20 protein-coding genes are annotated in these 24,814 nt (G+C 67.0%); 1 reads left to right on the top strand and 19 read right to left on the bottom strand.

The genetic code is table 11. The annotated features are described in order from the left end of the window. Positions 1-3: 3 nt before the first annotated feature. Genes G472_RS0129855 through G472_RS0129845 form a run of 3 tightly spaced genes read right to left on the bottom strand, consistent with a single transcriptional unit; the run spans position 4 to position 1,332 of the window. Positions 4-393 carry a thioredoxin domain-containing protein gene (locus G472_RS0129855; RefSeq protein WP_245593627.1) on the bottom strand — a complete coding sequence of 130 codons (390 nt, stop codon included), beginning with the start codon at positions 391-393 and terminating at the stop codon, positions 4-6. A gap of 5 nt (positions 394-398) precedes the next feature. Further along, positions 399-704 (bottom strand): HypC/HybG/HupF family hydrogenase formation chaperone, encoded by a 306-nt coding sequence (locus G472_RS0129850; RefSeq protein WP_029011323.1) that lies wholly within the window; start codon positions 702-704, stop codon positions 399-401. Positions 705-714: 10 nt separating this feature from the next. Next, on the bottom strand, positions 715-1,332 hold the full coding sequence (locus G472_RS0129845; protein ID WP_029011322.1) for a HyaD/HybD family hydrogenase maturation endopeptidase: 618 nt from the start codon (positions 1,330-1,332) through the stop codon (positions 715-717). Positions 1,333-1,861: 529 nt separating this feature from the next. Between G472_RS0129845 and G472_RS39305 the strand changes: the two genes are divergently transcribed. Then, positions 1,862-2,185, top strand: coding sequence for a hypothetical protein (locus G472_RS39305; protein ID WP_156927310.1), 324 nt, complete (start codon positions 1,862-1,864; stop codon positions 2,183-2,185). Positions 2,186-2,273: 88 nt separating this feature from the next. Here the strand turns inward: G472_RS39305 and G472_RS39300 are convergent, their stop codons facing one another. The 16 genes from G472_RS39300 to G472_RS36485 all read right to left on the bottom strand — a co-directional run bounded on the left by G472_RS39300 (position 2,274) and on the right by G472_RS36485 (position 24,810). Then, positions 2,274-2,669 (bottom strand): hypothetical protein, encoded by a 396-nt coding sequence (locus G472_RS39300; RefSeq protein ID WP_156927309.1) that lies wholly within the window; start codon positions 2,667-2,669, stop codon positions 2,274-2,276. A gap of 96 nt (positions 2,670-2,765) precedes the next feature. After that, a complete protein-coding gene (locus G472_RS0129840; RefSeq protein WP_156927308.1) occupies positions 2,766-3,284 on the bottom strand; it encodes a hypothetical protein in 519 nt (172 codons plus the stop codon). A gap of 85 nt (positions 3,285-3,369) precedes the next feature. Further along, positions 3,370-4,161 carry a hypothetical protein gene (locus G472_RS0129835; protein ID WP_156927307.1) on the bottom strand — a complete coding sequence of 264 codons (792 nt, stop codon included), beginning with the start codon at positions 4,159-4,161 and terminating at the stop codon, positions 3,370-3,372. Positions 4,162-4,213: 52 nt separating this feature from the next. After that, complete coding sequence (locus G472_RS36500) at positions 4,214-5,779, bottom strand: formylglycine-generating enzyme family protein (RefSeq protein WP_156927306.1); 1,566 nt, start codon at positions 5,777-5,779, stop codon at positions 4,214-4,216. Next, positions 5,776-6,978 carry a hypothetical protein gene (locus G472_RS0129825; protein ID WP_029011319.1) on the bottom strand — a complete coding sequence of 401 codons (1,203 nt, stop codon included), beginning with the start codon at positions 6,976-6,978 and terminating at the stop codon, positions 5,776-5,778. The genes G472_RS36500 and G472_RS0129825 overlap by 4 nt, the downstream gene beginning before the upstream one ends. Beyond that, positions 6,975-7,691: an ABC transporter ATP-binding protein gene (locus G472_RS0129820; RefSeq protein WP_029011318.1), complete on the bottom strand. Its 717-nt coding sequence runs from the start codon at positions 7,689-7,691 to the stop codon at positions 6,975-6,977. Before G472_RS0129820 ends, G472_RS0129825 begins: the two co-directional genes overlap by 4 nt. Positions 7,692-7,700: 9 nt before the next feature. Then, positions 7,701-9,626, bottom strand: a complete 1,926-nt coding sequence (locus G472_RS0129815; protein ID WP_051341618.1) for a vWA domain-containing protein — start codon at positions 9,624-9,626, stop codon at positions 7,701-7,703. Between the two features lie 30 nt (positions 9,627-9,656). Next, positions 9,657-10,658, bottom strand: a complete 1,002-nt coding sequence (locus G472_RS39915; RefSeq protein WP_051341613.1) for a hypothetical protein — start codon at positions 10,656-10,658, stop codon at positions 9,657-9,659. 10 nt (positions 10,659-10,668) lie between these two features. After that, entirely contained in the window at positions 10,669-13,413 is a 2,745-nt protein-coding gene (locus tag G472_RS0129805; RefSeq protein WP_035694228.1) for a virulence factor SrfC family protein, read from the bottom strand. 10 nt (positions 13,414-13,423) lie between these two features. After that, positions 13,424-16,561: a virulence factor SrfB gene (locus G472_RS0129800; RefSeq protein WP_029011315.1), complete on the bottom strand. Its 3,138-nt coding sequence runs from the start codon at positions 16,559-16,561 to the stop codon at positions 13,424-13,426. Next, on the bottom strand, positions 16,558-17,820 hold the full coding sequence (locus G472_RS0129795; RefSeq protein WP_029011314.1) for a hypothetical protein: 1,263 nt from the start codon (positions 17,818-17,820) through the stop codon (positions 16,558-16,560). The genes G472_RS0129800 and G472_RS0129795 overlap by 4 nt, the downstream gene beginning before the upstream one ends. Positions 17,821-17,850: 30 nt before the next feature. Continuing rightward, positions 17,851-19,740 carry a S1 family peptidase gene (locus G472_RS39290; protein WP_169732870.1) on the bottom strand — a complete coding sequence of 630 codons (1,890 nt, stop codon included), beginning with the start codon at positions 19,738-19,740 and terminating at the stop codon, positions 17,851-17,853. Positions 19,741-20,752: 1,012 nt separating this feature from the next. Further along, entirely contained in the window at positions 20,753-21,517 is a 765-nt protein-coding gene (kduD, locus tag G472_RS0129785; RefSeq protein ID WP_029011313.1) for a 2-dehydro-3-deoxy-D-gluconate 5-dehydrogenase KduD, read from the bottom strand. After that, a complete protein-coding gene (locus G472_RS0129780) occupies positions 21,514-22,290 on the bottom strand; it encodes an SDR family NAD(P)-dependent oxidoreductase (RefSeq protein WP_029011312.1) in 777 nt (258 codons plus the stop codon). Before G472_RS0129780 ends, kduD begins: the two co-directional genes overlap by 4 nt. A 49-nt stretch (positions 22,291-22,339) precedes the next feature. Beyond that, positions 22,340-23,254, bottom strand: coding sequence for an SMP-30/gluconolactonase/LRE family protein (locus G472_RS0129775; protein ID WP_051341605.1), 915 nt, complete (start codon positions 23,252-23,254; stop codon positions 22,340-22,342). Then, positions 23,251-24,810, bottom strand: a complete 1,560-nt coding sequence (locus G472_RS36485; protein ID WP_084536992.1) for a tripartite tricarboxylate transporter permease — start codon at positions 24,808-24,810, stop codon at positions 23,251-23,253. Before G472_RS36485 ends, G472_RS0129775 begins: the two co-directional genes overlap by 4 nt. Between the last annotated feature and the right edge of the window lie 4 nt (positions 24,811-24,814).

The raw sequence follows: 24,814 nt of genomic DNA, 5'->3' as shown, positions 1-24,814 counted from the left end.
GCCTCAGCGGAGGATGGCGGCGATGCGGGCGCGGTAATCGCCCCAGTCGCGCACGCGGGGAATGCTGTCCAGAACGGCGTCGCCGCGCAGGATCATCAGCGCCGGCAGGGCCAGGCCGCCGGCCCGTTCCACCAGCGCGCGCTCCGCCGCGGCCCCCGCCACCGCCGGGCGCAGGGCGCCGCCGACGGTGGCCAGCAGTTCGGGCAGGATGACCGCAATGTCGGCGGTTTCGGCGTTGCCCCGGCCGTGGCCGGGCAGGAAGACCACCCAGGGGGCGGAGTCGTCGCGCCAGGGGGCGTCGTCCGCCTCCAGCAGCGGGTAGCCGAGGTCGCGGACCAGCCGTCCGACGGCGGCGGGCAGGGCGGGAGGAGCGGCGGCAACCGTGGCAGCCATCGGCGTCATGCCTCCGTACGTCCGGCGGCGCGGGCCGCCTCCAGGTGGGGGGGAAGGGTCGGGCCGCCGGCGGCGGGGCCGGTGAGGTGGCAGGGCTCGCCGCGCATGGCGGCGGCCACGGCGTCCAGCGCCTCGCGGATGAGGTGCGCCTCCGCCGCGTCGAGGGCACGGCGGGCGGTGCCGAGGAAGCCCAGCACCCAGTCGCCCGGCCGCGCCTCCGGCAACAGCGACAGGTCGATGGCGGAGCCGTCCTCGCACCGGCCGACCACGCCGTCGACGGCGGTCAGCCGCAGGGGAATGCCGATGCACATGCCGCCCCCCTCAACCGCCGCAGGCGCCGGACAGAACGCGGGCGTCGCCGACGCGGCAGGCCGCCTCGGCGCTCGGCCGGCCGGCCTCGTAGGCGTCGCGGGATACGGGGTCCGCCGTCTCCGGCGCGGCGGCGCGCGGGGTGGCGGCAACGGCGAACTCCTCGGCCAGCAGGCGCAGCACCAGATCCACCGCGGGACCGACCTGCGCCGCCACCGGCGGCGTCAGCCCGCCGCCGTAATCGTCCAGCGTGCGGGGCTGCACGCCCACCAGCACCAGCCGGTCGGGGCAGCGGCCGAGCAGCCGGGCGCTGGCCAGCACCTCCTGGAACCCGGTCTGGTGCAGGCTCATCTTCCTGGCGCCGAGGAAGGCGGGCACGTCGCCGTCGCGGAACACCCGCAGGGTCCCCGGCTCCAGCCCGTAGTCGATGGCGTCGACGATGATGAGAGCGTCCGCCTCCTCCAGGTGGGGCAGCAGGTAGAGCCCCTGGGTGCCGCCGTCCAGCACGGTGACCCGTGCCGGCAGGTCCCAGCCGTCGCGCAGCCGCTCCACCGCGCGCACGCCGAACCCCTCGTCGGCCCACAGGATGTTGCCGATGCCCAGCACCAGGATGCGCTCGCCCTCCGCCATGACCGTCCTTTCCCTTGCCGGCCCGCTGCCGGTCTCCCGCGTCACGCCACTGACATACAAGCGCCGTGCCAAAGCGGCGGCCGATGTCTAAGGCGCTGGAATCCGGGCGGTTCCTGAAGACATCCGCTGATGCTTACAACAATTGTGGACATCAGCGTTACGGCAGAATGGCAGGATGATTGTCACTATGGCAACAATGTTGCCACCCGGCTGGCGGTATGGCGGATTGCCCGCCCCTGCCCTCGTGGCTTGGACATGCCGGCATGAGTCAGCGCCCCGGAAACGACGGCGGTGACATCGATCATAGAGTGGAGATGACGGCATTCACGGCTTTGCAGCCGACTGCGCGTCGCGGGCCGACGGCCTTCAAAAAGCGGTCCATGGTCCGGGCCGATGGTCGGGGTCACGCGTCGTACGGACGGAAAATGATGGAAGCGATCATTTCCCGGCCGCACCCTGTCGAATTCGATCGGACGCGCCCCACCCCCTTGCTCCCCTGATGGCGTACGCAGTTCGAGAAGGCAACCGCATGCGTCAACAGGATCGGAGCACCGAAATCGGCGCTCGCCTGCCGTTTGCTTTGCCGCGCTCGCTCCGCACCGGCTTTCTCGATCAGGTCAGGGAGTTATTACTTCTTTCCATACTTCTTCTCGCATTGCCGATCACACTGGTCTTCATCCTTGTTTGCCCTTCCGATGCACTGATCCCTACGGGAACTGTCCGTGATCTTCTGACAGGCTTTGACATCGGCAGTGCGAACACGCGTGCAGTCCTTGTGGCAACTCTGCAGCGCTTCGACACGGTGGCTGTCCGAGGCAATCAAAACGACGCCATTCGCCGTCGCCGGGTGTGATCCCGCAGCCGCCACGGAAAAGACGATTGCCACCAAGATAAACAAGCAACGTCCAATCATGTATTCTCCGTCTCTCAATATGTGGATTTTACCGGTCAAGGCATCGCGCCGGAACATCTCCGGATCGCATGCTGATGTTCCATGAAACTTTTCTGACGTTTCTCTCCTGGTCAAAAATGGCAACAAAAGTCCCGGTATATTCCGATCCCCCGCTTTGATCGAAAGGGCCGAATCGACCGCCAATGGAAAGTCTTTGGAGATACTTTCCTTTTAGGACGACATACCCGCTGCTGTCGACATTGCGCAGCAACACCTTCACATCTTCAATCACTCCGAACCGTGCGCCACAGCTAAGGGCGAACTCGACCTTGCCGAGCTCGGCGTCGGCCGTCTCATCATCATCTCTCGCCGACACGTTGCAGGGGAACACGCCGAGTGCAACAAGCAAGACAAGGCTTATCGATCGGCCGATGATTGCGTTCATGTGGCATTTCCGTTGGTAGCCGGCGTCATCTCGGCGGAATGTCGCGGTGTCTCGTGTGCCCGGGAAGCAGGCGTTTCAGGAAAAGCCCGGCATGGATCAGGATGCCCCCACGACGGCGCGAACCGATCTGCGCAAACGATCCTGCTCGCGTGCCTTGGCGGCCGCCTGTGCTTCCGTGGCGCCGCCGCTGGCGTTCATACGGTCGATGTCTTCCCGCAGTCGCTTTTCCTCCGCCAACAGCGCTTCCAGTTGGCCTCGCTCCACCACACGCTGCGCGTTGGTGGCATTCAATTCCGAGAGGATTCCGGCGTGACGTTGATTCACCTCGGCCAGACGCGCCGCACTGCGCGCCCGTTCGCCGGACAGCCGTGACGCATCCCGACGCAGTTCCTCGGCCTTGGCCTCCATCGCCCGGGCCTGCAGGCGCAGGATCGCAAGATCCTCGCGCATCGTGTCCAGGCACTTGTCATAGTTGTTTGCCAGCGAATTGCTGAGCAAATTGCTGAAGGTGATCGGAGCATTGGCTCCCGCACAGGAGTTGCTTGTGGTTTGGGTGCAGGCTCCGCTCACCATCAGAGCGAAAGCCAATGCAGATACAATAGCTGGCTTTTGCACGCCGCAGTCCTTTTTCCATAAAGAAATGAAAAAGAAGCGCCGCCGAAGCAATGGATCGCGCGGCGTCTTCCGACCTTCCGCGCTATCAAGTCACCGGACGTACGTTGGCCGGCGTGCGATTAATGGCTTCGACCAGTTGCCGTTCAAGATTCCGCAGCTTGGCAGCCTCCGCCTTCTGCCTGGCGATTTCGCTATCAAGCTGACCGGTGGGCAGTCCGGCTTGACGATACCGTGCCGCGGATTCTGCCAACTTGACGTTGCGGCGTTCGCTTTCTTCGGCGAGCGCCCGGATGGCTGCGACATCGGCGGCGGCAGTCTGAAGCTTCTGACGAGCAGCCTCTTCGCTGATCTGACGGGCACGCAGACTGGCGTTGAGGCGGTTGATCTCCGTGCGCTGCGCGGCAAGGGCCACTTCGGCAACCTGCACGTTGCTCCGCATTTTCTCGGTTTCCGCCTTGGCGGCGTCGATGTCGTTTTGCAGCGTGTCGCGCGACACCGTGAAGGATTGATGATCCCGCGTCAGATAGGTGCCACCGATGTATCCGGCGGTACCCCCCGCAAGGAGCCCCACGGCGGCACCGGTGGCCGCCCCTCGGCCTCCGCCGAGGGCCGCACCGATGACGGCCCCTGCGAGGGCACCGCCCGCCGCCCCGACCGCCGCCGACGTCAAACGGGCTTCGGAATACTCACGCTGCTGGCGGCGCAACGCCCTTTGTTCCGGCAACAAAGTCGGGTCGTCGTCTTCGAATGCTGCAGAAATATCAGAGAAGATATTGGGCGTCGACCCGTCACGACTGCTCGCGCAGCCGCCGATGATCAGGCTCGCTGCGAGTAAGCTTATAAGTACGGGTCTGCCAAATACGCTGTTGGTTGTCATTGCGGCTATCCTCGAGGCTTGGATGGTATGCATGAGGTCCTCCACTTGACATCTACGGAAGGATGGCTGATCTCACCATGTCGTCGATCGATCGATCCGGTCGCGCCGCATAGGTGTCGGCAACGCTGGCAAAGCGCTGTACCAGTGGACGCATGTTCGTGAGCCCCGCGGTTGCCAATTCCAGGTCAAGCACGTCCCGTGCCTGGCGACGCAAGATCGCGGCGTGGTCCGGGCTTGCGGCGGCGACAAGCTGCCGTTCGAAGCTGAGCACACTCAACTTTCGGGATTCGCGAAACGTGGTGATCCGCCCTTTGATGACATCGACCTGTTCCGTGTAAAAGGCGACGTCGTTGGCATCGTTGGCAGCCAGCGATTCTGCCTTTGCCGTCTCCATTTCCTTGAGAAGTTTGGAGATGCGAACCAGTTGATCCTCGATGTCCATCAATGCCGCGATCAGCACTGCACCGCCGAACAGAGTTGCCTTGAGTGCCTCCAGGCGCGCCTCGTTGCGCAAGCGCTCGGCACTTACGAAGTCCCCGCGGACCGCTTCCAGGGAAGCGCGGCGTTCCGGTTGGGTTTCGTCATCGATCAGGCCGGTGATGCGGCGAAGCGGGTCGATCTCCACGTCCGGATTGGCGCTGCTGCGGGCGATCCAGATCGATCGGATGTTGTTGATGCGCTCCAGGGTCAGGGTCACGTGCGTTGCCAGGACAAAGCGTGCACCGAACGTGTCCTGCGCCTGGGCTTTGCCGGTGGCAGCGTCGAAAGGCGACCATTCCTGGCGTTGGGCGCTGTAGATCGCCTCTGCGTCCGAGAAGATCGACCCGCCGCGGGTGAGAACGCCGCCCGCCTGCCCGCCGAGCCGGCCGACATTGTTGATGCGGAACGGCTCCAGGATCAGCTCCTCGGCATTGCCGTAGATGTCGTACAGACCAAGGGGGTTGGGTGCGAGGCGCCCAACCGGCCGGAATTGCCCCCGCGCGCTGTCGGCGCCCTGATGCCAGGCGTGGTCGCGCAGGGCGCCCGTCATCGGATAGCGGCGCCCCTGAAACTCTGTGGGCGACACCTTTGCCCCGCCGCGGGCGGCGTATTCCCATTCGGTTTCCGTGGGCAATCGAATGAACCCGGGAACGCCTTCTTCCTTTGGCAGGGACTCCGGCGCCTTCTGACGCAGCCATTCGGAAAACCGGCGCGATAGATCCACGGCGTCGTACCAGCTCATCCCCGTCTCGGGCGCGATTCCCCGCTGGTCCGGGGGGGCACAGTCTCCGCGCAGCGCCTTGGCTTGCTGGCGCGTCAACTCGTAGCGGGCTATATAAAACCAGGTTTCGCCCTTGCCGGCGTCGGTGAACCCGCCGCGCAGATGGTCCAGGCGCGTGTAGTCGGCATAGCCGGTTTCCGGTTGCCCCACGCCAAGATGCACCCGCCGGTCCGCCAGCGGATCGTCCGGGGCAACCGGGGTGATGACCCGCTGAAACGCCATCGCACCGCCGCACGGCATGGGAAGCACCAGGTCGGCCCCGCCGGCCGGGTCGAACATCTTTTTGTCCCAGGTGATGGTCTCCGCCGCTGCCGGTAATGCCCATAACGCGGCCAATGCAAAGCAGGCGTGTTTCACGCTTGTCCCTCCCGAATGACGATCGCAGGGTCGATGTGTGCCGCTGCCCGAGCGGCGACGAAGGCCGCCGATACCGCGAGAAGGACGACACCGAGCGTCAGCATCACGAGAGTTCCAGCGGGCATGCGGATCACGGACGCACCCGCGGGGAGAGCGTCGGCGAACAGAGCCTCCGCAACGGTTGCGAACAGCGCGAACATGATCAGCGATGCCGCGGCACCCGCCAGCGCCGTGGCGGCGGCCTGCACCACCGGCACGGCGGCGAGTCCCATCGGCGTCACGCCGACCAGGCCAAGGGTGGCCAGCATCAGCCGCTTGCGCTGCACCACCCCCCAGAAACTGGAAAGCAGGGCGGCGAACAGACCGCCCAACGCGGCGGAGGCGACGAGGGAAAGCGCCAGGTCAAGATTGCGTCCAAGCCTCAGCAGCCCGGCAACGTGAGCCGCCCTGGAGTTGGCCGGGATATCGAAACGGTCACGCAACCGCGCCTCCAGCACGGCCACATCGTGCAGGTCACGCGCGTACAGACGCAGGCTTTCGTACTCCACCACGCGTTCGTGGAGGGGGCGGCCGGTACCAAGCCCCCATTGAGGCAGTGCGTACCCGTCATAGAAGGCCTCGATCCCATCCATGGTTTCGGGATCCATCAGCAGTGCCTCTCCCTCCAGCGCGACGCGCGGCAGCACCGCCGCCACGGTCAGCGAGATCGTCAGACGCTCGTTGACGGGGTCGCCGCGTCCGATGACGGACACCAGACGATGGCCGGGTTCAAGACCGAGCTGGGCGGCCAGTCCGGCGCTGGCCGCGACGTCCAACCCGGTCAGCCGTTGCCCCGATGGCAGCAGCGGATCTGCCGGCCCGGTCGGCACGAGGCTGACGCCGCGCATCCGGTTCCCGTCCTGACGCTTCACGTTGAGCCGGCGGGCAATGGAGCGGGTGTTGACGACCACGAAACCGGTTTCCGGCCAGCCACGGACCTCATCCGCATCCGCTATCGAAAACGGATGGTCTCCGGGAATGGTGATGCGCAGGATGTCCCTGTCGGCCCGCAGATCGTCCATCAGCGCCGCGAACACTCCCGTCTTGACGCCGAGCAAAATCATGAGCGGCACCATGACGCCCATGATCATGGCCATCGCGCAGGCCAGGTGCACCCGCTCGTTCAGCAAATCGGTGAGGGCGAACCGGGCCAGTCTCATGCGGCACCCAGGGCGCTGACGTAGTGATCGGCTTCGCCGGACCAGCGCGCCAGTTCGATACGACGCAGATTGTGGCGTTCGATCAGCCCGATATTGTGGGACGACAGGATGACGCCGGTCTTCTGCTCGGCCGCCGTATCCAGCAGCAGGGACAGAACGGAATCCGCTGTATCCGGATCGAGCGCCGACGTCGGTTCGTCGGCGATCACGAAAGCGGGCCGATGGACGAGGGCGCGCACAATGGCCACACGCTGTCTCTGGCCGATGGAGAGCTTTGCCGGGCGCAGGGCGGCCACGTCTTCCAGGCCCACGCGGGCCATGAGCGTTGCGAGGTGGACAGGATCGGGTGCTCCGAACAGGTGCAGGGGCAGGCTCGCGTTCGCATTCGCCGAGAGAAAGGGAAACAAACCGCCGGCCTGCAGCACAAAGCCGAAACGCCGCGACCGCAACCGCGCCAGCGCGGCCCGCCGCCGGCGCTGCCATAACGCGGCGATGTCCACGGCTTCACCATCCCCTTCCAATCGGAACGCCGTTACCCGGCTCGGTTCCGACACCAGCCCGAGGAGTTCGAGCAGTGTGGTCTTGCCGGATCCCGATGGGCCGACCAGGGCGACCGTTTCGCCGACGGCCATGCTGAACCGGGGGACCACCAGGGTGAAACGCCGCCCCGCGTCATGCATCGTCTTGACCAACCCCTGAATGACCAGGCGCATTGCCGGGCCTCAGGGAAGAGCGGAGAAGGGCATTGCAAAGACGTGCTCGCCATCGGGAGCCTCGTCGGAAAGCCGCGTCCAGTTGGCCGGATCATCATGCCAGCGCTCGTACAGCAGCAGTCGGGCGCGCAGCCGGTCGAGGATTTCGCGTTGCAACGTACTCGAATTCGCCCAGCGCGACTCGGTAATCTCCATGATCTCGGATCGGTACGGAAGATCGGCGAGAATTTCTCCGAATGCACCGCCGAGGGTGTTGAAGTCCGCATTGACCAGCGTGTCGGGATTTTGCGACATCCTCACCATGGCGTCTTTGATCTGGTTGAAGAATCCCACCTGATCGGTTTGGCCCTGGCTGCGCTCCGCGACATCCAGAACCGTGCGAAGCACGTTGCGCATGGTGGAGAGTTCGTTCTTCGTGATCAGCAGACGCGGTTGAAGGGCGCTGATGCGTCCGTCTTCGATGGCCTTGTCCGAAACCCAGCTTTCGAACACCGACGGCGCCGCGGTGCCGGCCTGCTGCCCGAGATAGGCAAGGCGCATGGCATGCCCCAGCCGGTCGAGATCGGGATCCGCGGTGCCGGTCGGCTCAGGGGGCCGCCCCATCGCCGCACGGACATGGTTGGTGAACCCCTCGACGAACGCGCGCACCTGACGGCCGAAGGCTTCCCGATCGCCGTTCTCTATGGGGTAATAGAAGGTGGCCTCGTCAAAGCGCGAGAGGGTGCGGTACGCTTTTTCGGCCGTGGCATGGTTGGCGCGCCCGGCCGGCGTCTTGAGGTGGAGCGTCATCACGGCAATGCCGCGTTCGCGCGCACGGGGCTGCAGGGAGGCCGTATCGAGATCGGAGCGGGCATTGCTGTCGCCGAACGGCTTGGGACCCGCATCCGTGATCAATAGAATGTAGCGCCCGCCGAAGGGGCGGCCGTCGGGCGCCCAGTTCACGCGCTCAACCGCATCCTCGACACCGGCAACGCTGTCTTCCGGGAAGCCCGGGCTGTTGACGCGGGTCGCTTCCATGGAGGACAGCGCCTGAACGATCGGATCGAATCCGTTGCGACGCGCCAATGGCAGGTATTCGCGGGTGCGGTATTCCAGGCCGGGCGCCGCGGCCGGATTGTCGCGAAAGCCCCACAGGCCGAAATGCACGCGGCCGGCGAGGTCCGTCTGGCCGATGCGGTTGACGATGGACCGTACCTGGTTCAGCGTTTCGGCAATGTAAGGGTCCATGGACAGAGTGGTGTCGATCACGAACACCACGCCGACGTCGAAGCCGGCCATCGCGTCGGAAGCCCCCCCGCGATTGGCCCCGCTGTCGCGCAGGGGCAACGAAGCGACCCGCAGCTTCAGGAACGGATCGGAGGTCATGGGATGGAAATCCTCGGAAAACTCGAGGATCGGAAGCAGATAGAACCGGCTGCGGATGTCGACGTGTTCGGCCGGCTCCACGGCGACGACACCGCTCTCCGGCAAAGGGCGACCGGAAACGGCCGCGGATTGGTACCGCCGGGCCAACGCGGTGCTGGATTCGCTGTTCAGCACCGCCTCCAGGGAGTCGCGACTTGCGAAGAAGAGGTTCCTCTGGCGACCGGCGGGGTTGGTAAAGGCGGCCACAATGTTCTGACGCCAGGGGACCACCTGCTCCGCCTTCACCCAGCCCGTAGGACCGCGGAACATCGAACGGCCCACCTCCAGCCACTCCCCGTCACGCCCGTAGACGTAAAGCGGTTCGAAGGGGGAGAACTGATTCCGGACCGGGCCGCCCCGGGATGCGTGCAGTGTAGCCAGAGGCCGGGTCAGCACGCGCTGGAATACGGTCTGGCGGCCTTCCATGAGCAGGGGCCGGCGATTCTGCGCTTCTGACGGCGCCGGCCACAAAAGACCGGACAGAACGCTGACGAATGCCGCGGCGATGCACAGTCTGGTCACGGCGAACATGGCAAGGCTCCTGGCTGGATATCGTCGGAGTTACCGGCAGTAGAGGTCGCGGGCGCTTTCGTGAATCGGATCGGCGGTGGGGTTGAGAGCGCCGCAGGCGCGGCGCAGCAGGGCTTCCGCCGGTGCAAATCCGGCCGCCACGGCGTCGCGGTAGTAGCGGACGGCCTGAGACGGATCCGGCCTGGAGTATCCGGAGCCGACGGCAGCGGCTTCCGCGGGATCCCACCAGCGGCCGAGCATGGCGATGGCTTCCCCGACACCGGCGTCAGCCGCGGCGGCGATAGCCCGGAAACGCAACTCGACATCGCCTTCCGCGCCGCAAGCGGCGACAATGGCAAAGCCGTCGGCCGGCGCCATGGCCACGGCCGACGTCAGCCGTGCGGCGCTGCATGGCGCCGGCGCATCGACCGGCGGAACGTCCTGCGCGACCGCGCCCACGGGCTCGTCGGGCGGCACCGGCACCGACCCCCACCACAGCATGGCCGCAACCGCCGCCGCAACGGCCGAGAGACCGACCGGGATCAGCCACCGGCGGGAGCCGGGGCGCCCTTCGGTACGGGGATCGGGTTCAGGCGGTGGCTCGGGCGATGGCTCGGGCGGTGGCGGCGGCGGCGGGGGTGGCGGCGGCGGGGGTGGCGGCGGCGGCGGGGGTGGCGGCGGGGGTGCCGGTGGCGTGTCCGGTGCCACATGGATGCCGCCGAGGCCCGCCCGTCGCGGCGACATGCGCACCGTATCGGGCCAAGCCAGGTCCGTCGTCACGGTCCCGACGGTGAGCCGCACCGTCGTGAAGGCCTCGATATGATCGACGACTTCCGGACCCACGCGCACCAGCAGCGCATCGCCGACGACCTGCGGGTTGTAGGGACCCAGGGCAACGGGTGCCGCCTGCCAGCCCTTCGGGCCGAGGTGGCGGTCGGAGAACAGGTCGAAGACGGACAGATTGACGGGGCCGGTCACCACCGTCCCGGCCACGGTCAGGACGGCATGCCCACCGTGCGGATGGTCTGGATCGGGTCCAACGGTGATGCTCATGGCGCGCTTCCTAGACCTTGATGCCTTCGATCGACCGCAGAATGCCGCCGAGGCGGCTGTTCTGTTCGACGTTGATGGAGGCTCCCTCGGTGCTTCTTGCGTTGTCTTCGTACAATTGGTAAAGCGCGAACAACCAGTCGGTGAGATACACCGCCGCCTCGTTCAGTTCCTGTTCCGGCAGATCCTCGGCGGAAAAGCGGAGCGGACGGGGCTGAAATACCGGCTTCTCCGATCCGTCCTCATACTGCACCCTGGGCCGCCGAGCGGGCGGCAGGTCATCGACACCCAGCCGGGCAACGAAACGGCAAATCCTGTCGCCCGCTATCGTCGCAACGGGTCCGGAGAGGCCTTCCGCGCGCAGGAAGAAGTTCAGCTTCGCCAGTTCTTCGGTAAGCTTGCGCTGGACACCGAACCGGCGCGCCGCCGCCACCAATTCGGAGACCAGGTTGTCCGCCACCTCCGGCGAAATCCCGAAATGGGCGTAGAGATCCGGTCGCGCGGCGAAATCGTGCATGGTTTCGACCCAGGTGAGCATGGCCATTTCCGCCTGGAACGCCTCCCGGGTCAGGCTGCGCACCACCGGCGCGTTGCCTCCGCCATGGGATGAGGAGGGAGGGGCCCCGGCAGCCGTTGCGGGGGCCGCAACTCTGATCCCGCCGGGCAGAACCGGACGGGCCGCGGCAACGCCGCCGCCGGGCACAACCGGGCGCGGCCCCGTCCCGCTGCCGGGCAGGACGGGACGCGCGCCACCCGAGGCGGACGGCGTCGGATCACTCATCGACGGAGTTCGCGGGCCGCTGCCGGCCACGATCCGCACACTGTCCGGAACCCGCAGGATGCGATCGGCGATGGCGTCGGCGTCCACCATGAGCGCCTCCAGCACCTCGCCGAACTTCGACAGTTCGCCGGCGTGGGACAACGCCGCCAGCACGTCCGCCGCGGCGGCGCGCTTTTCCTCCAGCCGCGTTTCTATTTCATCGGAAACATAGAAGGGTTGGAGTTTGGATTGGATATGGCGACAGACGATGGCGAGTTGAGCCCCGATCTGTCTGGCCTTGATTTCCGGACGGCAGACCGGGGTGAGCCGTTCCACAAGATAGGAGACGCCGCCGTCGTTCAGGCTCATCGCCGCGTCCCAGGCGCGCGCCGGATCGGCAAAGTGCTTGCGCACAGCGGGCACCGAAAGGCAACCGGCCCGCAGTTCCGCCAGCCGCGCTTCCTTTTCGGCCACGAATCCGGTTTCACGCAGGTTGGCGTCGTACCGAATGAACGCCTCGGCCGGATAGTTCGGGTTGCGCAGCCAATAGGAGTTGTCGAATGCCCGCCCGTGCGCCCAGTCGTTCACCCAACTGTCGGACAGCTTTCCGAAGGGATCGGTCATCGAGGCTGCGATGCGTCGCTCGTACCGGGTCACCGGGTCGGTGCCCGTCGCTGCGTTGTCAGCGAGATGCATGTCGAACTTCGTGAACACAAAGAACAGGATGCATTCCGTTTGCGCTCTCTCACCGGGAGTCGCGCCGTGCGTTGCCGTGACCCAGTCCTCGACCAGCCCCGGCAGGTCCGTCACCTCCATGTTCGAGGGGGGAATGCAGAGCAGCATCGAGGTGAGCTCCTGCTCGGCAACGTAGCGGTCAAACAGATAGGCCACCTTGCCCCGTAGGAACGTGTCCTTCCGCGGGGTTTCCGCAGTGGCGAAGGTCTTTGCCAGATTGTTGGTGAATCGCGCCCGGGCACCGGGAAAATCGAGAAGGTCGGTCCGGGAGAACATGTCCCAGGGCTGCTCGGCCATGGTGATGACCAGCTCCGCCGTGAGGGCGGTCATGATCGGCTTGGTCAGCTTTGCGGTGATACCGGAGGCAGTGCGAAGGGCGACCTCGGTCTGGATGCCGCCGCCGTCAAGACCGGCCAGCGTCTTGACGTCGATGATCGACGCGTCGCGCGGCAGCAGGGCCTCGGGCGCCGCGAACACCTCGCCCGCATGGCCGATCCTGGCAAGTGCTGCCGACAGTGTGGTGTAAACGTCCGTGAAAAGGTCGTGGCGGCCCCACAGGATGGAGAGGAAGCGGGCACGATCGATCGGCGCGAGCCCCGGCGCGATGTCGGCCGCCTCCTCCCAGAACGGCTTCAGTGCCGCAACGTAGGCAGAGCGCGAGAACCCCTTCTCAAAGTACTCCCGGATGTCCCAGACCTCCTCGGCGGACATGCCGACGCCCGCCCCCTTCTTCTTCGAGTAGGTTTCGAGCAGCCCGTTGATCTCCTCCGGCGTCGGGGGCTCCTCAGTCTGGTCGCCGTCCATCAGGAAGGTGTTGGCCAGCACACGCACCAGATCGGCTTCGGAAAGAAGCCGCAGACGCACCGGATAGCCGCTCGGACAGGGTTCGCGCCGCATCGTGAAGCGGGTCACCAGTCCGGTGGACTCGCCTTCACCGGGCGGGTTGATCTCCGAGATGAAATCCTTCCGCCCCAGGGGTGCGTCGAAGTCGGCCGCCAGATTGCCGTTCTGCGGGCGCGCCAGGACCGACACGAGGAACGACTTGCCGGCCTGACTCGGGCCGAACACGCCGACGCACATGTTCCGTTCCGCGGCCGTAGCCAATTTGCGGGCGCGGGACGCCGCCCGGCGCAGTTCGCGGGTCAGAGAGGGCACCTGGCTGCCGACGATGTCGGCGTTCTCCCGATCCGTGATCCAGTCCAGTGCCGAACCGGCCAGTTCGGCAGTGCGGGTGCAGATCGCCGCAAGATCCGGTGTCGTCATGTCATTCTCCTCACACGAACCGGAACACACCGGAATCGAGCCAGTAATCGCTCTCGAATCCGATCGTTTGCAGAGTGAGGCGAACATCGGACGTCATGCAGCGGACCTGATCAGCGTCCTCGACCTCAATGACCTCGAAAGCCTCGCGCAGGGCCTGGACCTTGAGGTTTTCCTCTGCAGTCTCGGTCTCGGAATCGAATTCACTGCGCCGCAGGGTCACGCTCAGGGGCGCGGGCCTGCTCGCCGCCCCGGGATTGCTGAATTCGAGTCGATAGAGCGGTGTCGTCGTCCACCGCTCCAGCGGAAGCTGCCGGAAGCCGATGTGTATCGGCGTGTAGAGTTTGACCTGAACCTCTTCGCCGCCCTCGCCGCCATCGAGGTCGATATCGTGAAGCAGAAGACGGTCGTTGAGAATCTGGCCGTTGAGCGCCATTTCACCAATGAAACGTGCGGTGGATCGCATGCCCAGCCGGTTGGTCATCATGCGGAAGTTGTCGATCCGGCTGCCGGACAGGGCGCACAGCATGGCCCCCACCGCCACGGTCGATTTGGGATCGCTGATCCGGTTCGTGATAAGGTCGCGGTAAGGGTACCATCCCTCGACCCGGTACCGGTGCATCGAGATCAGCCGGTCGGGCGTGACCGCCAGCATCTCCCGCAGAATGGCCCTCACCGCGGGAAGACGGGACGGACGGCCGGTCAGCAGAATGACATCGCAGTCCAGATGGCCGATCACCTCGACCATGTTGCTCAGCGCCTTTTGGAAGACGTCGCGAACGACCGCGTCGACCTCCGCCCGGTTGATCGTGCATTCGAATTCGGCGAGCGACCAATCGGTGGCTCCCGATGCACGGGCGGGAGCCTCCAGATAATCGATCAACACCCGGGGAAGCGCGAGTTCGACGGGTGCGCCTTCGCTCGTCACCGCATCGCGACCGGCGGGGCCGACGGTCTTGCGCGGCAACACAGGCCTTCCCAGAACCTCGACTGCGCGCAAATGGATGATGTCATTTTCCGCCGCATGCTCGCAGCGCTCAAGCAGTGCCAGGCCGAGCGGCATGAGGACCCGCAACGCGAACTGCCTGCGGCGTTGGCGGATCTGCTCGTCCTGCCCGCCGACGTCGCCGCCGAACAGGGATTTCAGGCGCTCCTGGGCGTACTGGCCGCCGGCCGCCTCGATGCTGTTGCGAATGCGGGGAAGCACCAGAGCCGAAATCACGTCGCGCAGCAAATCGTCTCCGGCAATGCGGAATCCCTCCCGGAACGTCTGGTAGGGGTGCACCACGCGGTTGCTCTCACCGTGGTAGGTCGTGATCATCAGGTCCGTCGTCCCGCCGCCGATGTCGACACACGCCAGGCGAAGGGACGGCTGCGGCGCACCGCCGGGCTGGCCGGCCAGGGGGCGTGGCTTGCCTTTGAGCGCGAGATACCCATCGATATCGCCGTTGAACTTGCGGCTGATCTCCGTGTAGAGGAAGACGAGTTGGGTGCAGGTCGCCTCGTCCCATTCGACGATCAGGTTGGGACGCCGGCAGGTGGTTGCCGTGCTCTCCCGGATGTCGAGGATCGACCAGATCAGCTTGAGCGCCCCTTCCGCGCGCGAGCGGATGATCGCCTGTTCCTGGATGGGCGTTGCCGACGGAAGGGTGAGTATGATGCTGCGCAAACGGCGCGGCAGGCTCGACTGCGCACGGCTGGCGCGAGCGGCCGGGTCGTTGATTTGCACCAGCGCGTGGCAAAAGATCTCAGCCAGCATGAAGCCGAACAGAGATGAGCGCGAGAAGCGGGGACGGATCGCCGGATCCTTGCTGACCCGGTTGCGGCGGCGCAGGCCGCGCTTTTCCTCTTCCTCCAACTGGCGGATCACATCGCCGCGTTCGTTCAGGAAACGGAACGCGGAGCGGGCGATCATCGGCAGGGCCTGGTTCGCGCCGACATTCTGGAAGCGCCAGTTCTGGTTAACGGGCGCCTCATCCCAGAGATAGCGCTTCGGCGAAGACAGGCCGGAGGTGATCTCCGTGCCTTCCTCACGACGGACAAGGTTCATGGCCTCCGGACCGATGCGGACGAAGGAGGGCCAGATGAATGCGTTTCGCCGACCGGAGCGGCGAGCCACGTGCTCCCTGCCGAAGGTCGCTTCGGCAAACTCGACCCGGCTTTCAAGCAGCCGGGAGTAGGAAAGCTCCGGCTGGGACAGGTCACGCAGTTCCAGTGCATACGAATCGTTCAGGTTCACCCGGGCGTCACCGGGGAAGCTCTCGATCAGGATGCCGCAGGTGCGGCTGTTGCCGACGTCAAGAACGAGATCCACCTCCACCGGCGCGTAACGGCTCTCGGCCGAAACCACGTCGAGCAGCCGGATCTTCGGAATGTCAACCACGGCCTCGATCAATGAGATCAGGGTCAGGTAGCGAGCCCAGTGCTCGAATCGGTAGGGCAGGTCCTCGTCGCGCAGGGGCTTGCCGCGCCGCTGGGCACGCTTGTAATCGAGGAATTCCTCTTCGAGCCACTCGCTGACCCAGCTTTGCACATCGATCTGTTCGCCCGTCGGAAGTGCCGTCGGGCGGCGCAGGAACCATGCAACGTCGGAGGCGTCGGCGACGAAGCGAAACTCCCGTTCGTCTTCGGCATCCTTCCGCGACGGCGTGAGATAGTACGCGAGATCATCTTCCGCCACGAGCGCCGTGTCGATGGCAAGCTGCACGCGGTGCGTGTTTCCCGCCCCGTCCGGAGCAGGCAAAGCAATGATCCGTACCCGGCACCACGTCGATGGACCGGCGTCGTACAACTCGGCACCGTTCGCCCCGCGTCCCGGGCGGATGCGGAGCAGGGGAGCCGGCAGCCAGGCGCCGAGAAACGGCTCCAGCGCCTGCTTCAGCGTGATGTCGTACGCCGTGTCATCGCTTTGCCCGGCCTTCAGGACATCGGCGTCCAGGTCGTCATCGCCGGTCAAAGGCAGCAGGGTGCAGACGTCCAGGTCACCTTCCCTGCCGGTGATCCGTTCGATGAACCCCTTGGCACGGAAGGGTGCCCGGTCGATCGCAAAGCCGAAATCGAGGATCTGGATGCCGCTGAACGGCACCAGCGTCGTCTCGCCCTTCCAGTCACACAGGCGCCGCAACTCCGGTTCTGCTCCGGACATGGTCATTCCCTATACTCGATGGTGTGCGTCCAGACCGGCTGTCGCGTACTGACCGTGCCGCGAAGATCTTGTGTTCCGGCACCCATCCGCACCCTTACCGTAAAATCATGACTTCTGCCGCCGTTGTCCCTGAAAAGGTGGACCGAAATCTGGTAAGTCCCCGGCGCGGCTCCGCTTCCGAAGAAGACGTTCTCGACGGGAGTCCTGGTGCGGGTTCCCGCGTCGCTGTTGGCATCCACATCCAGCACGCCGCCCGAACATGCAGCACGATTGCGGAAGAAGATCACTTGATTGGCCGGGCACCGGACATGCAGGTCGAGGTCAGCCGTGCTGTCCCACGCCAGCGTGATGGTCAACTCGCCCTGCTGACCGCCGGCCCGTTCCCGGCGTTCATCGATCTCATCCTGTGGCGGTGCCACGGGCGCCGGCTCCGCGGCCGGCAGGGGAGCGGGTGGCGGGGGAGGCTCCGGCTGGCAGGCCCGTTCCGCTGCAAGGGCCTGGCGCTCCAGCATGGCGATTTCCGACTGGATCTGAACGCGCCGGTTCTCAAGGGTCGGATCGATCACCGACACTTCGGGCGGGGCCGGGCAGGTGTTGAGAAACGCCGGGCCGCTCAGCCCGCACGGTGCGATCAACAACCATATGATGGTGGCAAGGATGGCACCCGTCACCGCCACCAGGAGCCACCACAACCAGAACGTCCAGTGGCGCAGAACCGGCACCGGCGGTACGGGAACCGGTGCCGCGGGCTGGCCGGGCGGTGGGGGGGGTGGCGACGGCGGCGGCGGCCGGCGTGCCGGGACCATGGTGGACAGGATGCCACGGGGCGCTTCCTTGACGTCCTGCTGATGCGCCCAGTTCGTCAGGACCGGTTGCTGTCCGATGACGTAGATGGCCGTCTCGTCAGGCACCTCAAGGGCGTTGCGCAAGGCTTGCGCCAGCCGCTGACTCTCGGGGTCGGCGCCGCCGGCAAGCCGGTCGGCCATGGCGAAGATATCCGCCGCGAGGTGACCCAGATGATCCCGGGCCGCCCGTTGCCGGTCGGGGTCGAGGTCGATCAGGCGCCTGGCCGTGCCCGGCAGGGGTGCGTACCAGTCGGTGACGTCACCGAGGGGAGCGGGGACCGGTTCGGCGAAGATCTGTGCGTGCGCCGTTCCCAGCGCCCGCTGCACGGTCGGCACAATCAGCTCGAACGAGCGCTGACCCGGCGTTCCGAGCGGCCTCAATCCCGCCGAAGCGGTGGTCGTTAGCTTGAGCTGGATCATGATGACCAATCCATAGCCGCACCCGTCCCGTCACCGGGGCGCCGACGGGGCATCGACCGGCGCGCTGCCGGTTGCAGCCGCCGCATCACCCGGCGGGCGCGGAGGTGGGGCGGGCGGGCGGACGTTGGGCACGCACGGTTCGCTGTTCCGCGCCAGGGGCACCCCTTGCGCGTCGAGAAACCGGATCAGATCGGTGGTCGCCAGGGCGAAATTGAGGTGACGCTGATCGGACGTCCGCCCGAACGTGTTCACGCCGACCGCCCGGCCACAACTGTCGACCAGAGGACCACCCGAATTGCCCGGTGAAATCACGGCCGTGTGGATCAGGGCGCGCATGCCCGGTGCGAGGTCCTGCTCAGTGTTCACGATCCCTGCGGTCACACTCAAATCGGGAATCGCCGTCCCGTCGCCCTCCCGCAGCCGCTGAAAGTTGGCATCCGTCTCCAGGATCGCGCCGGGATAGCCCGCGGCGATGACGTTCTGCAGCTTCATGGTCTCGACGGCAGAGCGCAGCGTGTAGAACGGCATCGACACACCGGCCACCCGCAGCAGTGCGAAATCTGCGTTCGCCGTCTCCAGCGGGCCGAGCGCGGCGACGATCGTCGCTTCGTGAAGGCGGCCCAGACTGCGGTTGCCCACGAAGACCTTGCCGCCGCCCGCCATGGCTCCCTCGACCACATGATGGTTGGTCACCACGAGATCGGGGGCGACGAAAAAGCCCGAGCCGGTACCCGACCCACTGCGGGCCTGCGACAGAACCAGCGTGGTTTGTTCCTCGATGGTCCGCAGAAGTGAAACCGTCTCTCCCTCACCCGGGGCGGACGCGCCGCTGGCGCGCTGCACATCGACGCGGCCGGGATCGGGGGGAACCAGTGCGTCCGGTCGGGCGGGGGCGGGCTGAGCGGGAACGGGCGTGTTCACGCCGGCGGCGGAAGGAGCCAGGCCTTCGGCGGTGCGTCCGTCCGGCAGAACCATCACACCGTCTGCCGTGCAGACGGCACCGGCCAGGGCATCACGCAATGCTCCGGCCCGTTCTTCCAGCGTGCGGTTGACCTCGGCAAGTATCCGCTCGGCTTCGGCGTTGGCAACGACGCGCGGCGCCGGCGGCTCCGGGAACAGCCGCGTCCCGGGAAGAAGGAGCCAGAACAGCACGACCAGCGCCACGCCCAGCAACAGCAGCAGCGGCACCCAATGCCGGACACCGAGCGTCATGTGGACCGGCGCAACGGGCGTGTCCGCCGGCATCACTCCGGAAACGACGCCGGCATGGACTTGCTGCCGTACGGTCCCGCCCGATGCCGCGGCCTCCGAACCTCCCGCCGGTGCGGCAGCGACCGGGCGCCCGCCACCGACCGCCGCGGCAACGCCCGCAGCCAGCGCCGCCGATCCGCCGCGGGCCCGCCACTCCGCCACGGAAATCGGCGGAGCCTGGTCAAGGGGAAGATAACGGCCAAGGGTCTGCTGGTAATGCGCCGTACGGGCTGCGGCATCGGTAGCGGCGGGAGGGGGGGCTGCACCCCAGTTCACCAGCACCGGCTCACCGTCAATCACCCTGATGCTGTCGAGGTCATTGATCAGCAGTGCGGCGCCGAGCAACGGTGCAACATCGGGATTACGCAGCAAGGGGGCGATCGCGGCAAGCCGGGTGCGAAGCCGGGCTTCCGCGTCGGCGGCAGCTTCCCCGTCCAGATCAACGAGGCGCCGCCCCTGCCCTGTGAGACGGGTGTACCAGGCAATGGTGACGCCGTCGGCGCCCGATGAACCCGGCAAGGGTTGCGCGAACAGCGTCATCGGACCGCCGTCACCCCGAACGTTGAGCGCTCGCTCGAGAGCGTCGTATTGCTCGAGCACCGTGCCGTCGCCGACCCGCAGAAGATTGGCCGGAGCAAGGACGGTCTTCGTGAGATAATGGCTGTCCATGACGGTCTCGTTCAGGAGTGTCTGATCAAACGGCGGGCCCCCGCGCCACCGGCCCGAAGGCGGGCCGGGGGGGAACGACCGGGAACCGTTCGATGGTGCCGGATGAGCGGACGCGATTGCCCGGGCGGCGCAGGCGTCGGGGCGACGGGAACGTCCCCGCCGGGAGCCGGCGCGACTGTCGGCCGGGGGCATACCGGAAGGGCTGCAATCCGGCGTTGCAGAGTGGTGATCTCGGACTCCAGAGCCCGCCGCTGCGATTCCAGTGCATGCAATGAGGAGGGCCGCTCGGCTTCCCTTCCATCCGCGGAGGCTGCGGGAGGGCATGCGCTGGACCAGGAGAAGACACCGATGGCACATGCGGGCAGAACCAGTGCTGTCACCCCCAGCACAGTCGCCGCAATCAAAATGGACAATACAATTGCGCCGAAACGGTTCACCATCGTAAATTGTCTCTTATTTTTCACGAAACGTAAATTATTCCGCGCCATTGCGGCTCGGCACTCTGATTGGCAATCGATCTCTCTCCGACGATCGCCGGGAGAGACACCCCCCAAGCGTCAGTAAGCTACACCTCGCGATCCCCGGGGCCGCATTTTCATGCAACCTGACAACCATCTTGCCGCTATTGTAATCGCCCGAGACAAGCATGGCGCCATAACAATGCCCGATAATGGACGCCTCAGCAAGCAAGTTGTTTCCTTACCGGGCCATCAATCAAGACACCTCCCGGCCGTCGCTCTCCGGGATTCATCAGATCAACCTTGCCGCCACAGGGACCGGATTGTGCACGGTAGCCGCACCGCATCGAAGGAAAGGCCTCGCATGGGACGCAGGACGAGCGGTGTCCACGCGTCGCTGCCGGTGTATCCAAAGGATGCAGAACCCGGACTCCTCTTGCGGAGGCGGTCGCCATCCGGCAATGGGGCGTCCGTGCCCGTCCCGGGCGCGCCACGAAAAAGGGGCCCTGCCACCGGCAGGGCCCCTTTCACGGGTCGACAGCGGAACCTGCGCCTCAGCGGGCCAGCCAGCCCCCGTCCACCGGCAGGATGGCGCCGTGCACGTAGTCCGACGCGGCGGAGGCGAGGAAGACCGCCGGGCCGCCGAGGTCGGCGGGGACGCTCCAGCGGCCGGCGGGGATACGCGCCAGGATCTCGGCGTTGCGCACGGGATCGGCGCGCAGGGCCGCGGTGTTGTTGGTGTCCACGTAGCCGGGCGCCAGGGCGTTGACGTTGATGCCCCGCCCCGCCCACTCGTTGGCGAGCAGCCGGGTGATGCCGGCCAGCCCGCTCTTCGCCGCCGTGTAGGAGGCGACGCGGATGCCCCCCTGGAAGGACAGCAGGGACGCCACATTGATGATCTTGCCCGGCCGGCCCGCGTCGATCAGCGGCCGCGCGAAGGCCTGGCACAGGAAGAACACCGACTTCAGGTTCACGTCCATCACCGCGTCCCAGTCCTGCGCGGTGAACTCCAGGGCCGGAGCGCGGCGGATGGTGCCGGCGTTGTTGACCAGGATGTCCGGCCCGCCCAGCGCCTCGGCCGTCGCCGCCACCAGCCCGCCCGGGGTGGCGGGGTCGGGGTCGGTGAAGTCGGCGGTAAGCGCCAGGAAACGGCGGCCCGCCGCCTCCACCGCGTCACGGGTCTCGTCGGGCGGCGAGCGGCCGGCCACCGCCACGTCGGCGCCGGCCCCGGCCAGCGCCACCGCGATGGCCCGGCCGATGCCGGTGTTGGCGCCCGTCACGAGCGCCACCTTGCCGGTGAGGTCGAAGGGCCCGGTCACGGCATGTACTGCCCGCCGTTGACGTCCAGCACCTGCCCGGTGATGTAGCCGCTGCAGGCGTGCGACGCGAAGAACAGGAAGGCCGGCGCGCACTCCGCCGGACGGCCCAGGCGGCCCATGGGGAAGCCCTTGCCGATCGCCGCCTTGGTCGCCTCGTCCTTGTCCGCGTGGAAGGCGGTGTCGAAGACGCCGGGCGACACCATGTTGAAGCGGATGCCGTCGGCGGTGTGGAAGGTCACCCAGTTCTTCTGGATGTTGTGCAGCCACGCCTTGGCTGCGCCGTACAGCCCGGCGCCCGGCCCGCCGCCGGTGTAGCCGGCCACCGAGCCGACCGAGATCACCGACGACGTGGTGCCGCTCTCCTTCGCCGCGGCGCGCAGGTGCGGCAGGGCGAAGCGGGTCATCATCAGGGCGGAGCGGGCGTTCAGGTCGGTGACCGCGTCGAAGAAGGCGTCGTCGATCTCCTCCAGCGGCGTGCGGCCGACCAGCCCGCCGGCGTTGTTGATCAGCACGTCCAGCCCGCCGAAACGCGCCACGAACGCCTCGATCAGGCGCTCGCAGTCCGCGCTCTTCGACACGTCGGCGGCGAAGAAGGCGACCTCGCCGTCCGCGTCGTTCAGGCGAGCCAGCGTCGCCTCCAGGTCCGTCGGGGTGCGGCGGCCGTTCATGCCGACCTTGGCGCCGGCGCGGGCGAACGCCTCCACCGCCGCCAGGCCGATGCCCAGGGTGGAACCGGTGATGAGGACGCGCTTGCCCTTGAGATCGTCGAACATGTCGCTTCAGCCTCTCGTAACATCGTGATCGATGGCCCGCAGCGCCGTATCAGGCGCGCAGGCGCGGTTCGGGAAGTCCCTGCACACCGGGGCGGAACATCAGCACCCGGCCCCCGTGCGGGTCGCCGGCCAGGTCGTCGGGCCCGCGGCACAGGGAGGTGACGAGCATGGTGCCCAGGTCCTCGCCGCCGAAGGCGCACATGGTGGGTTTGCGCATGGGCACGTCGACCCGGCGGTCCAGCCGCCCGTCGGGCGTGAAGCGCTTGATGCAGCCCTCGTCCAGGCAGCAGATCCAGTAGCAGCCGTCGGCGTCCACCGCCGCACCGTCGGGGCGCCCGCCGGTGCCCGTCAGATCGACGAAGACGCGCCGGTCGCCCGCCCGTCCCTCGTCGGGGTCGTAGTCGCGGGCCCAGATCGTGCGCACGTCGCGGTGGGTGTCGGAGTGGTAGAACGTCCGCCCGTCGGGGCTGAAGGCGGAGCCGTTGGGGATGATGTACCCGCCGAGCCCGCCCTCGACCAGCCCCTCGCCGGGGGTGTAGCGGTACCAGGACCCGCTGGCGTCACCCAGCGTGATGTCCATCACCATCGACGACACCCACAGCCGCCCCTGACGGTCGCAGCGCCCGTCGTTGAAGCGCATGCCCGGCCCGGGGAAGGTGATGGAGGACAGCGGGGTCATGCCCGCCTCCCCGCCCCCCTCGGGCAGGGAGAGGGCGAACAGCCCGGTCTCGCAGGCGGCGACGGCGCCGCCGCCGGCGGTGAGCGCCAGGCACCCGATCATCTCGCGCAGCGTCCAGGTCATCAGTGCGCCCGACGACGGGTCGTAGCGATGGACCCGCCGGGCCGGGATGTCGATCCAGGTCCACAGCCCGGTGCCGGCGTCCCACACGGGGTTCTCGCCGGTGCCGGTGCGCAGGTCGGGGACGATGACGGCGTCCGTTCCGATGGTGGTCACGGTGGTCATTCGCGGCTCGCCGCCGGGTCGAAGGCGGCGCCTTTTCCGTTGGGTTGACGCCCGTCTTGCCGCACCCTGGCGGCGGAGCGCACGGCCAGCCACCGCCGCGCCAGCGGCAGCACCAGCGTGATGGCCGCGGCGGTCAGCAGGCCGACGGTGATCGGGCGGGTGTAGAGGAAGTCCAGCCCGCCGTCCGACAGCGACAGGGCGCGCCGGAAGTTGGCTTCGGCCATCGGCCCCATGATCAGGGCGAGCACCACCGGCGAGGCCGGGAAGTCCCACTTCTGCATGAAGTAGCCGACGACGCCCGCCGCCAGCATGATGCCGACGTCGAACAGGCTGTTGTTGAGGGCGTAGGTGCCGACGATGCACAGCGCCAGGATGGTCGGCGTCAGCACCGACTTGGGCATCTGCAGGATGCGGCCCATGAAGCGCAGCGAGCCCAGGCCCACCACCAGCATGGCGACGTAGCAGAACAGCATGCCCGCGAACAGCGTGAACACCAGCCCGGCGTGGTCCTGGAACAGCAGCGGCCCCGGCTGCAGGCCCTGCAGCGTCAGCGCGCCCAGCATCACCGCGGTCACCGCGTCGCCGGGAATGCCCAGCGTCAGCATGGTGAGCAGCGCGCCGCCGGTGCAGCCGTTGGCGCCGGCCTCGCAGGCGGCCACGGCGTTGGGCTCGCCCTTGCCGTAGGTCTCCGGCGTCTTGCTGAAGCGCTTGGCCTCGTTGTAGGCGACGAAGGCGGCGATATCGGCGCCGGCACCGGGGATCATGCCGATGGCCACGCCCAGACCGGCGGACCGGCCGACGGTGGGCAGCATGCGGCGGTAGACGCGCCACGGCGGGATGATGCGGCCGAGCGCCGTGGCGATGCCGCCGCGCACCTCGGGATCTTCCATCGCCTTGAAGGCTTCGGCGGCGGCGAACAGGCCGATCATCACGGGGATGAAGGGCACCGCGAACAGCTCGGTGTAGCCGCCGGTGTAGCGCGGGAAGCCGCCCATGGGGTCGAGCCCCACGGTGGCCAGCAGCAGGCCGAGGAAGCCCGCGATCAGCCCCTTGATCACAGACTTGCCGGAGATGCTGGCGATGATGCTGAGGCCGAAGACGGCCAGCGCGAAGGATTCCGACGCGCTGAACTTCAGCGCGAAGCTGGCCAGGATCGGCGCCATGAAGATCAGCACCAGCACGCTGCCGGTGCCGCCCAGGAAGGACGAGAAGACCGCGGTGCCCAGCGCCAGCCCGGCCTTGCCCTGGCGCGTCAGGGCGTAGCCGTCCATGGCCGTCGCCGCCGCCGCGGGCGTGCCGGGGATCTTCAGCAGGATGGCGGTCACCGAACCGCCGTAGATGCCGCCGAAGAACACGCCGCAGATCATCAGCAGGCCCGACAACGGGTCCATGCCGAAGGTGAAGGGAAGCAGGATCGCGACGCCCATGGTCGCGGTCAGGCCCGGCATGGCACCGATGACGATGCCCAGGGCCACGCCCATCAGGGCCAGCAGCAGCGCCATGGGCTGACCCATCAGCGTCCGCGCGCCCTCGAGCAGCAGATTGAATTCGAACATCTCA

Origin of the sequence: Azospirillum halopraeferens DSM 3675, assembly GCF_000429625.1 — a bacterium.
GTDB classification, from domain to species: domain Bacteria; phylum Pseudomonadota; class Alphaproteobacteria; order Azospirillales; family Azospirillaceae; genus Azospirillum; species Azospirillum halopraeferens.
This window is presented reverse-complemented; position numbering and strand designations above follow the sequence as displayed.